At 64.6% G+C, this 16,396-nt stretch carries 8 protein-coding genes; 6 read left to right on the top strand and 2 right to left on the bottom strand.

Annotation, left to right across the window (positions count from 1 at the left end; translation table 11 throughout):
- The first annotated feature begins 330 nt into the window (after positions 1-330).
- Positions 331-1,167, top strand: a complete 837-nt coding sequence (locus tag MNQ99_RS09085) for a hypothetical protein (RefSeq protein WP_241915197.1) — start codon at positions 331-333, stop codon at positions 1,165-1,167.
- Positions 1,168-1,474: 307 nt separating this feature from the next.
- Complete coding sequence (locus tag MNQ99_RS09080) at positions 1,475-2,503, top strand: endonuclease/exonuclease/phosphatase family protein (protein WP_241915196.1); 1,029 nt, start codon at positions 1,475-1,477, stop codon at positions 2,501-2,503.
- A gap of 39 nt (positions 2,504-2,542) precedes the next feature.
- Here MNQ99_RS09080 and MNQ99_RS09075 read toward each other — a convergent pair whose 3' ends face one another.
- Entirely contained in the window at positions 2,543-6,046 is a 3,504-nt protein-coding gene (locus MNQ99_RS09075) for a CDP-glycerol glycerophosphotransferase family protein (RefSeq protein ID WP_241915195.1), read from the bottom strand.
- Positions 6,043-7,593 carry a stealth family protein gene (locus MNQ99_RS09070; protein ID WP_241915194.1) on the bottom strand — a complete coding sequence of 517 codons (1,551 nt, stop codon included), beginning with the start codon at positions 7,591-7,593 and terminating at the stop codon, positions 6,043-6,045. Before MNQ99_RS09070 ends, MNQ99_RS09075 begins: the two co-directional genes overlap by 4 nt.
- An 83-nt stretch (positions 7,594-7,676) precedes the next feature.
- Here MNQ99_RS09070 and MNQ99_RS09065 point away from each other — a divergent pair, with 83 nt between their 5' ends.
- The 4 genes from MNQ99_RS09065 (at position 7,677) to MNQ99_RS09050 (ending at position 16,195) form a co-directional block, all read left to right on the top strand.
- The gene (locus MNQ99_RS09065) at positions 7,677-8,870 is read left to right on the top strand and encodes a CDP-glycerol glycerophosphotransferase family protein (protein ID WP_241915193.1); all 1,194 of its coding nucleotides are present in this window, start codon (positions 7,677-7,679) and stop codon (positions 8,868-8,870) included.
- Between the two features lie 438 nt (positions 8,871-9,308).
- Complete coding sequence (locus MNQ99_RS09060) at positions 9,309-10,736, top strand: CotH kinase family protein (protein WP_241915192.1); 1,428 nt, start codon at positions 9,309-9,311, stop codon at positions 10,734-10,736.
- A gap of 165 nt (positions 10,737-10,901) precedes the next feature.
- Positions 10,902-12,935 carry an acyltransferase family protein gene (locus tag MNQ99_RS09055; protein WP_277883626.1) on the top strand — a complete coding sequence of 678 codons (2,034 nt, stop codon included), beginning with the start codon at positions 10,902-10,904 and terminating at the stop codon, positions 12,933-12,935.
- 392 nt (positions 12,936-13,327) lie between these two features.
- Entirely contained in the window at positions 13,328-16,195 is a 2,868-nt protein-coding gene (locus MNQ99_RS09050; RefSeq protein WP_241915191.1) for a GH25 family lysozyme, read from the top strand.
- Positions 16,196-16,396 lie beyond the last annotated feature (201 nt).

The raw sequence follows: 16,396 nt of genomic DNA, 5'->3' as shown, positions 1-16,396 counted from the left end.
ATTCATGGCGGACACCATTCCGGACACCGTCGCAGGATGAGTCGTCATCTTGGGTCACCCGCCTGGTTTCGCCCCTGAGGGAACGTATGCAGCCAGCGGCGCCGGCGGAGGCCACGGGGAAGTAGCCGCTCCCATGGAACGAAGACGACGAGGCTACCGCCCACCGAGACAGGGCAAGCCGCAGTCATTCCCACGTCCGGGACGCCGGAACGGCCTCCCGGACCGCCGGGGTGAGCAGCGTCTCAATTAGACACGGCCGTACCGGGAACCGACCGCGCACAGGTATCGTTACCTATCCGTAATATTCTCTGATCGAATTAGGTACCAAATATGGCTGACGACTCCGCCGCCGACGACAAGCCCAAGAAGTTTCTCGGACTAAGTGGCACCCAAACTATTGGCTCGGCGATGGCCGCGGTGACCTCCGCATTGGTAGGGTCCTTTCTCGGCGTCGCCGGAACGCTGATCGGCGCCGCACTTGGTTCCATCGTCGCCACCGTGGGCGCCGCGCTCTATGCCCGGACGCTGAGTTCGGCCGCCACCGTGGCCCTGAAGAAAATCCCCAAGGCTCGAGTGGGTGCCCTGCGGGAGGTCGAAAAGGTGGCCGCCAGCGCCCCGTCCGAGGCGATCGAACAGCCCGCCAAGCCCGCCAGAAAGCCCATCGCCCCGATGATGTGGGTCAAGGTGGGACTGGCCAGCGCCGCGGCCTTCGCCATCGCGATGGTCGGCATCACCGCGGTCGAATTCGGAACCAGCCAGCCGATCTCCAGCCTGGTCTCGTCGACTACGGGCATCGACCGTGCCTCGAGCGCCCACAAGACGACCCTTGGCTTCTTGGGCGGCAACCAGAAGGCCCCAGATCAAACGGACAAGCCGGCCAAGCAGGACGAGGACCCCGCGAAGACCGGAGATGGCGCGGCCGACGACGCTGTGATCACGGATGATCCCGCGGTCGGCGGGAGCAGCTCAACCCAAGCTGAAGAGCCGGGAAATGGCGATTCGAACGGCACCGAACAGGGCCCGGCCCCTGCCCCTGAAACGGGCCAGACCGTAGAACCTGCTCCGGAAACGACCCAGGCCCCGGCACCGGAAGAGATCCAGGGACCCGGTCCGTCCGGGCAGGACGGCCTGTCCGATGGTGCCGGCGACGCCGAAACCGGCCAGTAACAGGTCGTTTCCCCGCGGCTGGGCGCCGGCCGCCCGGCGACGCGGGAGGCGGTGCAAACCCGACGTCGTAGCACGGTTAAGGGCTGACGCTTCGCTCGAACACAAATCACGGAGGGAAGGACGAGATCGTCCTTCCCTCCGTGATATCCACGTCCAGTCACCGAGTGAAGGCCGGCACCGAGAACAGCCAAATCTGTTCGTTGACAGCGTTCAGGTGCGGGTCCATACTGGCGTCTGTCTGCACGGCCTTCCGTGGAAAAGACCACGGTTCCAGCCCGCAGCCATGGGGGGAAAAGCGGGTGGAGCCATGCGCACACGCACACTGGTCATGCCGTCTAAACCGACGGCTTTCCTGTCCGCGATGCTTCTTGTGGCCGGCGTCCTGTTCCCATCAATTCCGACCGCAGACGGCCTGAATGCGGGCATAGCCCCGCCCGGGAACAGCAATACGGTGGGAGGCAGCAAAACCGTGCCGGGAACCGCCGTCGGGATCGATGTGCGGGTCATGACCTTCAATATCCGGCACGGCACGGATGAGGATAACGACCTTGACTTGGAGAGCGTCGCCGACGATATCGAATCCGCCAAGGCACAGATCGTCGGGCTACAGGAGGTAGACCGGCACCGCTCCGCCCGGAGCGATTTCGTAGACCAGGCCAAATGGCTGGCCCACCGCCTCCACATGGATTTTGCCTTCGGACTCAACCGCAAGACACCGCCGAAGAAGGGGCACAAGAAGCCCGGCCTGCACGGGGTCGTTGTGCTGAGTAAGTTTCCCATCCTCTCCGCGCGCAACCACATGCTGACCAACATCAAGTACAAACACCGCCCCACCAAGCAGCGCAGCATGCTGGAGGTGGTAGTTGACGTCAACGGCACCAAGATCAGCGTCTACAACACCCATCTTGACCACCAGCGCAAGGAACAGCGTCTGGCAGAGATGAAGGAAATCCTGGCGATTACCGCGCAGTCCTCTAGGCCATCGATCCTTGTCGGCGACCTCAATTCCCAGCCCTTCTCCCGTGTGGTGGCCCTTGCCAAGACCCAATTCCACGACGTAATGGCTGAGCTGGGCGAAGGCGAGGAACCCACCTTCCCCTACGATGAGCCGGACCGAAGGATTGACTACATTTTGACCCGCGGTCACATCTCCGCGCGCTGGGCCGCCGTGATTGACACGGACTCATCGGACCACATGCCCGTGGTGGCAGACCTGACCATCGCCACGCCTGTCGAGAAACCGGCCGGGTCGCCGACGCGGCTGCAGGGCGGGCCGAGGATTGTGCCGCATCCACCGGCGGCGCCGAGGACCGGCCCCACACCCATCTGGTTCTGACCAGGGCTCCCAGCCGGAGGCGACGGAGGCCCGGACGGGTCAGGAATGCGGGGACGAGGCTGGGCGGCCGCCGTCGTCGCCCGGCATGCGGCCATCATTCGAATCGGCACGCTGCCGCAGCGGGACCGGCGGCAGCAGCAGGTCCACCACGCGCCGGGCCGCACCGCCGTCGTCCTTTGGGGCGAATCGTGCCGCAAACTCCTCCAACCGACGCTCGCGCCCGGGATCCGGGACAGCTGCCTCAGCCAGCGCGTCGAACAGTTCGTCTTCGGTCTGGGCCACCGGCCCGGGCAGGTCCGGACCATAGTCGAGGTAGAAGCCGCGCAGCGTGTCCCGGTAGTGCTCCAGGTCGTAGGCGTAGAAGACGATCGGCCGGCGCAGAATCGCGTAGTCGAATAGGACGGATGAATAGTCGGTCACCAGCACGTCGCTGGCCAGAAACAGTTCCTGGATTTCCGGATAGCCGGAAACGTCGCGGACGCAGCCCGCGACGCTCTCGGGAATGGCCAACCGATTGGCGATCAGCAGATGCATGCGCAGCAGGAGCACGGTGTCCGCTCCAAAACGCCGTTGGAAGGCGTCCAGGTCCAGCGGCAGTTCAAAGCCGAACCGTCCTGTGCCGGTGGACTGGTCGTCCCGGAAGGTCGGCGCGTAGAGCACCACCCGGCGGCCGTGCGGAATGCCCAGCCTCTCCCTGATGACGTTGCCCGCGTCACTCCGACGGCCCAGCGCGAGCACGTCGTTGCGCGGGTACCCCTCCTCCATTACGGGCCCCCGGTAGCCGAAGGCGCTGCGGAAGGCGTGTGTGGCATACGAGCTGGGCGAAAGCAGCACGCTCCATTGCCGGACGGCTTGATTGACCCGGACCATATAGTCCTCATCACGGCCGTGGACCTGTTCCAGGTCGAGCAGCATGCGCTTGAGTGGCGTGCCATGCCAGGTCTGGATGAACACGCCGTTTCGGCGGCGTTGCAGGTAGTGCGGGAAGTTCTGGTTATTCACCCAGTACTTTGCCCTGGCCAGGTACCAGAAATAGCCGGGAGAGAGCCGCCGCACCACCTTGGTCCGTGGATCGCTGCCGGGCAGTTTGCGGTGGTAGATCCAGACTTTGCGGCGTTGGTCCCCGCGCCGAACCAGTTCCTCGTAGAGGTAGCGGGGGCTGTCCGCATACTGGGTGCCCAGCCCGCTTTCGAACACGATGAGGTCCTCGGCGGCCGGTGTGCGGGACACGGCACGGAAGAATCGGCGCATCGCTGGGAAGTAGAACCGGCTGCCACGCAGCCGACGGCCCGCGGTTTGCACAATTTCCGGCACACCGCCGTCGCGCAATCCCCGTGCCGCAGGCCGGGCGCTGAGCACGGCATCGAAAATGCGGCGGCAGTTCTGATGGTCCTTGAACGTGAGGAACCGGCGGGCCCGCCGCTGGTATTCAGGGGTGACGGTGCAGCCGGCGCGGAGAGCCTCCTCCAGCAGGTCCAGCAGCCTGTCACGGTCGAACGCAATCCGGCCCGGCAGCTCCGCGTCCAGGTCAAGGTGCGACCCCCGCGGACCGAGGAAGCGCTCCCGGTCGAACTGGTAGTAGATCACCGGTCTATCCAGGAAGCTGAAATCGAATCCGACGCTAGAGTAGTCAGTGACCAGCAGCGCGCTCTGCTTAAGCAGGTGCTGAACGCTGACTTCCCCCTGTGAAATGACGCGGGCCGGAACGCCGTCGAAGTAGGAGCGGAAGTGCTGCATGTTGGGGTGCAGGCAAAAGACCAGTTCTGCCCCGTACTCTTCGGTCAAAGCGGACAACTGGGGGTCCCGCAGGAAGTCCCCCCAGGCGTGCAGGTAGTCTGACTCGGTGAAGCGGGCCGGATCCTGCAGCCAGTCCCGCCAGGTGGGGATCACTAAAATCTGATTCGGCTTGACCGGAACGTCCCCGGCAAAGAGCGTGTCGAATCGGGACAGGCCCGTGACCGCGACCTGCTCCGGCCGGTAGCCGAAGTCGCTGACAATATACTCCTTCTCCCGTTCCGAGCTGACCAAGAACAGGTCCGTTTCGAAGCCCGGGGAATTGCGCCCGTAGTTGGGCACCATCCATTTAGTCCCCATCACTCCGTGCTGCAGGAAGACCTTCACGCCCCGCACCGCACGGTGGAACTGCGGCAGCCTCGTCGGGTAGAGGAAGTCGGGGTGGTGCGAGCCGATGAACCGTTCAGCCTTCAGCGCCACTTCCACGTGCTCCTTGGACTGATACGCGACGACGTTGCCCAACCCCTCAAGGTTCCGGGCTTCCGGGGAATCCGGATCGATGACGTAGTAGGCGTCGATCTCCGGATGGCTGGCGCGCAGGTACTGGAAGAAGGCCAGTCCCGTGTCCTGGGCTTTGTAGGGCTGCTCCCCCACCAGCCATACCGGCCGGTCGGTCCCCTTGCCGACCTCCCGCGCCCTGGATAACCGGGCGCGGGTGTGTTCCTGCAGGCTCTCGAAGGCGTCAGTATCCAGCAGCTCAATGTGAAAGGACGTCTTCTTCGCTTTGAACGTGTAGTACGGGATGATGCACAGGGTGCGCTCGCCGCGGTTCTTCCAGCCGGGCCGGGTCAGCTTCCGGACGAGATATCGGGTGCGGCCGACCCGCACCCGGTGCGGTTGGTCCGATGCACGGTCATGGATCTCCAGCCAGGCGTCCAGTATGCCGTCTTTGGTCAGTTCATCATCGGACAGCGCCGCCAAGTCAAGCCGGACCGAGAGCCGGTATTCATGAAGACCGAAATTGCGCTGGGTCACGGTGCTATCCAGAGCCAAACGTGCGGGGGCCGTGTACCGGGTTCCGCTGCGGCGACCGATGAGGACGAGCTCGGCCCGCACTGCCTCGCCGTGGCGCGTGCGTAGCCGCCCGGAGAGCCGGACGACACCGCCGGCCACCGAGAGGCGTTTCACGTAAATAACGTTGTAGCGCTTAAGCGCGCGGTCGACCGCGAGGCGGAGAAAGCCGTTACGGTTCACATACAGCGCCAGGACGCTGCCGGTGCCTGACGTGACCGGCCGCAGCGGGCCGGTAATAGTGCGTCGGAACCTGCCCACGGAGACGAAGCCGCGGACATGCCCGTCTTCCGCCACGACCCTTGATGCATAGCGCGGCAGCCGGTCTGCCACGGCCCTGACTTCCAGCAGCACCGGCAGGACACCGCCCTCACCGTCATGGGCCGGCTGCGCAGCGACGCCGGGAAAATCCTCTAGCGCGATCACTGCCGAATACTCTGGCCCCGCGTGGCCGGCGACGTGGCCGGGACCACTGCGCGGCGCCACAGGCGGATCGGAGCCCGGAGACACTGGGTGCAGTTCAGCCAGACGGACCAACTCCTCCCCGGATCTGGTCCACAGTGCGATCGGAGCCAGCTCCGTCGACAATTTCACGCACACCGTCAACTGCGTGCCCTGCTGGCTGACGGCCAGCCGGTGCAGCTCCAGCCGGGCGCCGGCCGCGCTCCGGTCCAATACGTGCTCGGCGCGCCGCCGGGCCGAGCGCAGCAGGCTACGGAGGGACGCCGGCGCGGTCACCCTTGCACCTCGAACGAGCAAGGCACCGGGAAGTACTCGGCGAGGAACTCCTGCATCATACGGTCTAGGTCCGCCTGGTCCAGCCCGGTGCTATCCACTTCGTTGAGACAGAAGACATCCGAGCTGCGGTCGCGTAGCAGCCGCAACAGCTTGCCCTGGGCGGAAGGCTGGGAGATGTCGCAGTACCGGTAGCTCAACCGGCCCGGCACGGTAGTGCCAATCAGGTAGCCGTAGTAGTGGGCAACCGCGGAGGCCACCGAGACGTCCTCGGGCGTGCGGAACTTCGCCAATGTTGTGGCGCGGACCTGGTCCGGAAACTGCTGTTCGACCCGGGCCAGCGTGCTGACCCGCTCCGGGTGGACCACGTGCTGGAACTTGTAGGACATCGTCCGACCGAAAGCCTCCTCGAGCAACGCGCGGTTCCTGCGGGCGGCGCTGTCCACGGGAAGGTCCTCCGGACTGCTGGGCCCGAAGTCCACTGCTTTGCTGGATAGGAACATTTTGGTCAGCCCATTGCCGAGGAAGAATAGTTCCGGTTCCACGTGGCGGCCGAAAAAGACATCGTCGTTCAGGTAGAGAAAGTGCTCGCTCAGGCCTCGAATGCGGTGTAACTGTGCCTCGATGGCATGCGAGTTGAAGGTGGGCAGCGCGCCGGGGTCCGCAAAGATTTCGCGGTGGTGCACCAGTGTGATCCGCGGGTTGGTGAGGTCCAGCCAGTCCGGGGCCTGCCCAGCGGTCACCAGATAGACGTGGTTGATCCAGGGGGCGAAGTAGTCCAGCGAGCGCATTGAGTAGCGCAGTTCGTCATGCTGCCGGAAGCGTGCCTCGTTCGCTGAGTACTCGCTGTACCGGCTTCCGCCGTCGCCCCCGTGGTCGACTGCCTGCCGCCAGGCTTCGGCTTTCTCGGCCGCCCACTCTGGATCGGCGCCGTCCACCCAGGTGTAGACGGCGTCGATAGGAAACGTGACGTCCGAATACCACGGCAGGGTCCGGCGCGGACCGGCGGCCACGCTCAGCACACAGCCATGCCGCTGGTCGGCCAGCACCACCCCGCCCGCCTCCAGCGCCTCGAAGATGGTCAGTGGCTCGCCCTGCGCCGGCTTGGCATCGGCGACGGGATACGGGCCGTGCCCCTTACCGGAGAGCACATAGACGGGCCGCCCCTCTGCGGCATGTGCAACAGCCGCCACGGCCTGCTGCAGTTGCCGGGGGGCGATGTCCAGGGTGGGTCCATCCCCGGGCAGCGTCGCGTCCCGGAAGGCGATGCCGGCGGCTTCGAGGGCTCCAACTAACAGAGCCCGGTTGTCCGCAACGGCCTGGACCGCGCTGAACCGTGCCACGGAACGGGCCGGAAGCAGTCCGCCCGCGACCGAGACGGCGGCCTCGCCCTCGGTCAATTCGGTGTGGTGGACCCGCAGCCGGGTGTGGTCGACGGCCCGCTTAATGCCGCGCTGCATCCCCGTCCTGCCGTAGACAAGGTTGAACAGGGCCCGCGCCATGGGCCTGGGAAGGGTGCGTGCGAACCATCCCCGCACTGCAGCGATCATACGCTTCCCTCCCCCAGCGAACCGGTAGTCCCCTCAGCAGGAATACTAGGCTGGTAACAGTCCCACGGAAAGCAGGAAAACCCTTGACCATCGCCGCCACCGCCCGACGAACTCTGGAGCTAGCACGCGACCGTGCCGCTGGTGCGCTGTTGGAAGGCCGGGTCCGGACCCGGCTCGCTGCCGCCAATACCGGTGCCCCGGACCGTTTTGACTGCGTGGTTTACTTCGCCGATGATCCCGGCAGCGCTTACCAACTCCGGCAATGGCTGGCTCCGCTGGCCGAGCTGGCCAAGACGCATCCGACCGCCGTGCTGGTGCACAAGCCCACGACGGCCGCGGCGCTGCTGCCCGATTCCCCGCTGCCGGTTTTCCTGACCACCGGCATTGGTCAGGTGGAGGAGTTCGTGGACTCCCACCGCGTCAGGCTGGTGTTCTATGTGAACAACAACCGCGACAATTTCACCGTCCTGCGCCTCGCCGGCCCACGCCATGTGCACCTGAGCCACGGCGAGAGCGACAAGATTTCGATGGCGTCCAACCAGCTCAAGGCCTACGACTATGCCTTCATCGCGGGGGCCGCCTCCCGCGAGCGCATCCTCGGCCACCTCCGCCGGATGGACCCAGCCAAGCTGGTAGAGATCGGCCGGCCCCAACTGGACACCCCGGTGCGGGACGTCAGGGCGTACGACGGCGGACGGACCACCGTGCTGTATGCCCCCACTTGGGAAGGAGACCGGCCGGCGATGGCCTACGGTTCGGCCGCCAGCCACGGCACCGCCCTTGTCGCGGCGCTGCTGGCCGATCCTCGCTACCGCCTGATATTCCGGCCGCACCCGCGCACCGGCGTCCGCGTCCCTGAGCACCGGGCCGCAGTGCGCCACATCACCGGCCTGATCAAAAATGCCCAGCAGCATCCCGGGGCCGGACACTACCTGGACACGCGCCGCGATGTGGCCGCCGCGATGGCCGAGGCAGACGCATGCATCTGTGACATCTCGGCGGTGGCGATGGACTGTCTGCCGCTCTCCAAGCGGTTGCTGGTCACGCGCCCTGTGGATCCGGAAGCTGAAATCCAGCACAACGGCATCACCGCCGTCGTGCCACTGCTGGACGCCACGGATGCGGAAGACGTCCCAAACATTCTCGCCGGCCTGCTCTCTCAGCCCCTGCCGAAAGAGCAGACGGCCCTGGTGGAACACTATTTCGGTGACACGGCGCCGGGGGCCGGCACACGACGCTTCCTAGACGCGGTGGAGAAGGTGCTGCAAGCGGGCTGAAGCTCTCCCAGCTACCTCGGAGCATTACCTCCGGGGAGAAATAGCTCGTTGCCGCATTTCTCAGTCTCCGAATGGGCGTGGTCGTTGCCGAAGGAAAGGGGCTCAGGGGGATCAGGCGTTCCATGCCAGTTGACGGCGACTCTGACGCTACATGTTGTCCTATTTCCGGCCGAAGAGTAGGGTACGGGCACTATCGCATCTGGGGTTGCGCGCTGATTCGGGGGAATCATGAAAAGCCTATTTTCTGCTGCCGCAATAGTCTCTCTCTCGCTCGGTTTGGTGGTTATGCCACCCTCGCTCCCGCAAGCGAGCGCGGCCACCGCAACATTGGCAATGGTCGACGGCGGACCGGGCACCGCCGCCAAGGCGACCGCTCAGTTCAGCCCGGCAGCATCGGGCCAAGCTGTCAAACTACAAGTGAAAACGCTCGTCACCTCCATGACCGTTGAAGTGACGTCCGCGGCGTGGAAGACGGTTGCCACTGGCGTCCAGGATGCCAGTGGCAAGGCGACCTTCAGCATCTCCAATCCGCTGGAGGTTAAGCACGAGTACCGTGCGGTGACCGGAACCGGCAGCACACAAGCGGTCTCCGGCACTGTCAGATACGCGGCCAAGACCGCCACCAAAAAGTCCGGGCTCCCGGTGGTGTACCTGAACACCAACGAGGGCAAGTCAATCAGCACCCGCAGCCGCTACTTCGAAGGCAGGTTTGCCATCAAAGCCGGGGCTGGCTGCGCGGCCGTCTCATCGCAGTTGGCAGCGGCCAAGGGGCGGGGCAACTCATCATGGACCTTCGCCAAGAAGTCGTACACCGTGAAGCTCGACAAGAAAGTCGATCTGTGCGGGATGGGCGCTAGCAAGAAATGGGCTCTGGTGGCGAACCATTATGACAAGTCGCTGCTGCGCAACTCGCTCGCCGGCTTCATCGGCTCGAAGATGACGAAGCTAGCCTGGACCCCCAAGTCCAAGCCGGTGGACCTCTATCTCAACGGTTCCTACCGCGGTTCGTACCTGTTGATCGAGCGGATTGCCGTCACCGATCCGGCCAAGAAGAAGCCAGGGGACGCGGTCCGGGTCAGCGTGCCGGAGCTGGATTCGAGCTCCGCCAACAAGACCGGCGGCTATGTCCTCGAGTGGGATTTCCGTAAAGGAGCCGACCACAACGTGACAGTCGGTAAACACGGCTATGTGGGCATCAAGGAGCCCGAAAACGACTTTGACGAGGCTGGCAAGAATACCGGAAAAGGCATCACAGCGGCCCAGATCAAATACATCGACGGGTATCTTGATGCCGCGGACAAGGCACTGTTCGGCAAGAACTTCAAGTCCTCCACGAAAGGCTGGCGAAAGTACATCAGCCTTCCCTCCGCCGTCGACTATTACATCGCCATGGAACTCATGAAGCCCCTTGACGGCAACATGTATGCCAGCGTTTACATGTACAAGAAGGCCAATGGGAAGCTGTATTTCGGACCGCTGTGGGACTTTGATATTGCAGCCGGAAACGCCGACCGGGGCGGCAAGCTGGAAACCACTAACACCTGGTACCTCCGCGATCCGCAAAAAATCGCCGCACGGCAGTCGGCAGACACCTGGTTCAACCGGCTGAATGACGATCCCGGTTTCCGGAAGGCCGTCAGCAAGCGCTGGACGCAGGTTCACGCCTCTCTGAAGAAGAGCGACTCCTACCTGGCCAGCCAAAGCAAGCTGATCTCGAAATCCGCCGCGGCAAACTTCAAGCTGTGGAACGTCAAGCAGAAGCTCCGCGACTACCACATTGTCAAGGGTTCCTGGTCGAAGGAAGTCAGCTACCTGCGCAGTTGGACGAAGAGCCGGATCGGCTGGATGAACGGCCAGTACAGGTAGCCGGCTGCCCCTCCCTGTTTCCGGTGGGGAGCGGCGGGTAGACTGACCGGCACACATTGGCCGTGACCTTCGTCAGGAGTCACCACGAACGCTCAGCCAACAGCACGGGCCGGAACCAGCCAGGATTCCGGTAGCACGCCCCGCAGCGCCGGCTTCCGGCAGGACATCCAAGGCCTGCGGGCGCTCGCCGTGTCCATGGTCGTGGTCTACCATCTCTGGCCCGGGGCGCTAACCGGCGGCTTTGTTGGCGTGGACGTCTTCTTCGTCATCTCCGGTTACCTGATGACGGCACATCTGCTCGGCAAGCAGCCGCGGACCGGCCGGGACCTGCTGCAGTTCTGGGGCCGGCGCATCCGCCGACTGCTGCCGGCAGCCTTTGTTGTCCTCGCCGCCACAGCGGTGGGCTCACGGCTGCTGGCCCCGCCTACCCAGTGGGAGGACACTGCCCGGCAGATCATCGGCTCGGCGCTGTACGTGCAGAACTGGCTGCTGGCCAATAGCTCGGTGGACTATCTGGCCGCGGACAACGCTCCCACGCCCGTCCAGCACTTCTGGTCCCTGTCCGTGGAGGAGCAGTTCTACCTCGGCTGGCCGGTGCTGATGCTGCTTGTCTTCGCGGCTGCCCGTCAGCGGCATCTCCGTCCGACGGTGGCGGTCCGCTGGATGGTGGCAGCGGTGATCGGGGTTTCGTTGGCCATCTCCGTGCTGGGCACCGCGGTGGAGCCGGCAAGCGCCTATTTCATCACCCCAACGCGGATCTGGGAGCTGGCTGCAGGAGGCTTCGCGGCTACCCTCCCAGCGCTGGCCGCCACGCGCCTCCCGCAGCCGACGACGGCGGCACTTGGCTGGGCAGGCATGGCGGCTATCGTCGTGGCCGGGGCCACCTATTCCACCCACACCCCGTTCCCCGGTTATGCTGCGCTGCTGCCGGTGCTGGGCACGATGCTGGTCCTTCTGGCCGGATCCACCCGGGCATACTCCCCCACCGGGATCCTGCGGCCCCGGCCGGTCCAGTGGCTCGGAGATGCATCGTATTCGATCTATTTGTGGCATTGGCCGCTGATCGTTCTGCTGCCTATGCTCATGGGCGTCGGCCTGCCGGTCCAGCTGACCGTCCTTGCGCTGACGCTGGCTCTGTCGGCAGTGACGAAAACCTACGTCGAAGACAGATTCCGGCGGTCCCTGCCCTCGGCGCGGCTGCTGCCCACCTACCGTTTTGCCGCAATCGGCATGGCCACGTTGGCGGTCTTCGGCAGCGCCCAGTTGGCCGAAGTTGGCGTGCGTCAGCAAATGGCGGCCAGCCAGCTGGCGGCCATAAAGCAGAGCCGGGACCCCTGCATGGGTGCTGCGGCTGCAGCGCAGGGCTTCGAGCAATGCCCACAGGATGCGCAGGCCTCGCTCGTGCCGGAGCCGTCCCTGGCCAAGAAGGACCTGCCGGACGCCTACAGGGACGACTGTTGGGCGGTCAGTGATTTCCTGGACCGGCCGGTGTGCCGCTATGGCAACGGGCCGGAGCAGATCGCGCTCGTAGGCAACTCCCATGCCGGTCATTGGCTACCCGCGCTGCAGGAGATGGCCGAGCACCACGGCTGGACCATCACCACCTTCTTGGCCTCTCGCTGCAACGTGACAGATGCCCCGCTGGAGCTGGGCAGCCAGGCCAAGACCCAGAATTGCCTGGACTACGGGGACTGGGTCATGGAGCAGACCAAGGGCGGCAAGTTCGATCTGGTCATCACGTCCGAACGCCAGTCCGTCCCGGTGCAAGGCGAAAGCTGGGGCACCACGCAGGCGCCCGCCCTCGCCGGTTACGAATCATATTTGAAGCAGTGGGCCGCAGCCGGTACCAGGGTGCTGGTGATCAAAGATCCGCCCTACCCGGGAACCAAGATCAGCAACATCCCCGACTGTCTGGCCTCGAATCCGGGCAACCCCGCTGCCTGCTCCGGCACTCCGTCCAGCTGGCACTGGATGGACCCGCTGGATGAGGCGGTCCGCAAGCTGTCCCTGCCCGGCATCAACCGAGTGGACCTGGACAAGTATTTCTGTGTCGACGGCGTCTGCCCGGCGGCCATCGGCTCCGAGGTTGCCTACCGGGACGGTTCCCACATCACCGCAACCTATGCCTCCTCGCTGGTCCCGTACCTGGAGCAGCCGATCAGCAAGGCCCTGGCGGCTCCCCGGCCGGGGGCAAGATAGCCGCGATGGTCCCGGAGACGAACCGCTTGGGTTGGGCTCCGGCCGCCGGACCGCAGGACCAGTAGTCCCACACCCCCGCCCTCATCTTGGTGGCAGGCTGGGGGCTGGCGCCTACCGCGCTGCCGTGTGTTCCTGCTCAAAGGGGCAGCCTTCCCGGGCGGCGCGCATCGGATGCTTATCCCGAAGCCAGCCGGCAACGGTGTGTCCCCCGGTCGGCACCAGATGCCGTCTGACAGAATTTGTAAATTCTTTATACAAATTTGCTTCGACACTGCGTTAGGGCGGGCCTGGCGCGGGTCCTGATGTTAAGGTGAAGCGGTCAATCTACCCCGGCCCAGTCATTTTCCTTTCGGTCTCGCAGCGCAGCGATAAGGAAGCCTTGGAGCAGCTTTATGAGCAACCGCAACTCTTTGTCCGCAGGCGCCCCGTCCTTACGCCGCAAACCGACCTGGTTGGTCTCGGCCCTGACTACCGTGGCACTGGCGTCCTCCACTTTGCTGATGGTTCCACCGGCCGCTGGAGCCGCTGAGCTGCCGCCGGAAAACACAGTGGAAAGCCCGCTGGTTGAAGCGGACAACAGTGCCAGCCCCACCGAGGCCGCCGCAGTCCCCGAAACTGCGACCGCGGCCGACCCGGACGTTGAACCCACAGGAACGAACGTCGCGGAGCCCCCGGCTGATCCTGTCGAGACAGAGACCGCCGAATCCGATCCAACCCCTGCCCCTACCGAGCAGGCAACAGAACCCGCCGTCGAAGAACCCCTCAGTGAAACGATGGAGGCGCTGCTGGATCCTGCGGCCGAGGTTAACGTTGACGAGCTCACGCAGGAACAACTGGACGGCCTGATGAAGGCCCTGCAGGGAGAAGACGGCGCCCAGATGGGGCAAGGCCTTCAGCTTCGTCGTGAACTGGCGAAGCCGGATCAACAAGAACAACTTGAGCAGAACCTACGGCAGGAACTGGCACCGGACACGGAAGTACTGTCCATCGACCGGATGGCAGCGGTACAGCCGCTGGCTGCGCCGAACCGCAACAAAGCCCGGCCCAACGGTATTCAGGGCATCGACGTCAGCAGCCACCAAGGAACAGTCGACTGGAAAACCGAGTGGAACCAAGGCGCCCGCTTCGCGTACGTCAAGGCCACTGAGGCAACCACTTATCTGAATCCCTACTTTGGCCAGCAGTACGGCGGGTCCTATCAGCAGGGCATGATCCGAGGCGCCTATCACTTCGCCATTCCCAGCGTTTCCTCGGGGAAGTCACAAGCGGCCTACATGCTGAAAAACGGCGGCGCTTGGTCTGCCGATGGCAAAACGCTCCCCCCGCTGCTGGACATTGAATACAACCCGTATACGAAGCTGGGCAACACCTGCTACAACATGAGCGCCAAGCAGATGGTGGCCTGGATCAAGGACTTCTCGAACACCATTAAGTCACGCACCGGCCGGGTCCCCGCCATCTACACGACGGCCGGCTGGTGGAACCAGTGCACCGGCAGCAGCACCGCGTTCCGCGATCATCCGCTGCACATTGCCGAGTACGGGGTCGCCTACCCTGATCCGTTGCCGGCCGGCTGGACCAGCTGGGACATTTGGCAGTACAGCTCCACCGGACCGTTCGTGGGCGACTCCAATGTCTGGCGCGGCAGCTGGACCGACCTCAAAAACTTCGCGGGGCTTTACGACCGCAAGCTACGCAATGCCGCCCCCGGGGACATGACCGGTGACGGCAACGGGGACCTGCTCTCGCGCCGCAGCGACGGAACCATGTGGCTCTATCCCGGCAACGGCAGCGGCGGTTTCGGCGCGGCACGCCAGATCAGTAGCGGCGGCTGGCAAAAATACGATGCAATTGTCGGTGCCGGGGACCTGAACGGGGACAAGATCCCCGACGTCCTGGCCCGGCACACCGACGGCTCCCTGTGGTTCATGGCGGGAACCTCCAACGCCACATTTAAGAAGGGTGTGGAGATATCCGCGAAGGGTTGGGAGAAGTTTCAGTCCATCCTGGTCCCTGGCGACCTGAACGGGGACGGCAAGCGGGATGTTCTGGTGACGATGTCCGATGGGACGGCCTGGGTCTTCCCCGGCCTGGGCACCGGCCGACTGGGGTCTCGAACCAAGGTGGCGTCCGGTTGGGGCGGCTACAACCAACTGGCCGCACCCGGGGACTTCAGCGGGGATGGCAAGGCGGACGTCCTGGGCCGCCGGGCCGACGGTTCCCTCTGGGTGCTGCGCGGCACCCGGACAACCAAACTGGACGGCACCTTTACCGCCGCCACGCGGGTTGCCTCCAAGGGCTGGGAGAAGTTCACCCAGATCCTTGGCCTTGGCGATAACAACCGCGACCGCAAGGCAGACGTCGTCGTCACTCTTCCCGATGGCAATCTTGGGTTCTTCCCGGGCTCCCAAATGAAGGATTCCACAGGAGTAAAGAACCGCGTACGTGCGGGGCAGTCCGTCTGGCGCACTTACGACCTTTTGCTGGCAGCAGGCGATCTCAACGGCGACGGGGATCCAGACTTGTTGGCCCGCAAGTCCAACGGTTCGTTGTGGTTTGCCGCCGGTAACGGCAAGGGCGGCTACGGTGCCCGGGTCAAAATCGGCTCGAGCGGCTGGAATAAATTCAACCTGTTGGTGGGTGTGGGCGACTACAACGGCGACGGTCGGGACGACGTCCTGGCCCGCGGGCAGAAGGGATCCCTCTGGCTCTACCCAGGGGCCGGGCGTGCTGCCGCGGGCCAGCAAGTGTTCACCAAGAAGGTCCGCATCGGCAAGAGCGGCTGGAATAAGTTCAGCCACCTGCTCGCCGCCAGCGACGTCAATCGGGACGGCAAGCAGGACCTGATTGCCGTCCAAAGTAATGGCGCCGCCTACCTGTACGCGGGCACCGGCACCGGAGGTACCGGGAAGAAGTCCCGGATAGAGTCCGGTTGGCAGAGCTACGACGCGATGGCGGGCCCCGGCGACTTCACCGGAGACGGAGCCGGCGACCTCGTTGCACGGAAGCGTGACGGCTCGCTCTGGCTGCTCTCCGGGTACAAGTCGTATTCCGCTTCGAAAGGCTGGTTCGCGGCCGAGAGGAAAATTGCGTCCAAGGGCTGGGACAAGTTCAACCGGATCCTCGGAGTGGGCAATTTCAACCAGGACAGCAAGCCGGACCTAGTGGTTACCAAGCCGGACGGCTCGGGCTGGTTCTTCGCGGGCACCCGCTTTGAGCACAGCGGATTGTTCTCGCGCATGGCCGCCGGCAGGCTGTGAGATTGGGCCCAGCCGCCCGTGGCCCCAGCCAAGCCCGTATATGATGGGTACTTGCCTCCAGCCCTTCGCACCGCCGGAGGCAAGTACGGGCGGTCATTGTGGAGGCCGCTGGACCAAAGACCGGCTCACACTTGCCAGGCGTGATTGTTACCGCTGCCTGCTGCCGGCAACCGTAACGCGCGAAAGGCAGCACCATACCGC

Source organism: Arthrobacter sulfonylureivorans, from assembly GCF_022637435.1.
Lineage (GTDB): Bacteria > Actinomycetota > Actinomycetes > Actinomycetales > Micrococcaceae > Crystallibacter > Crystallibacter sulfonylureivorans.
Note: the sequence above shows the minus strand (reverse complement) of the source record. Positions and strands in the feature narration are given on the sequence as shown.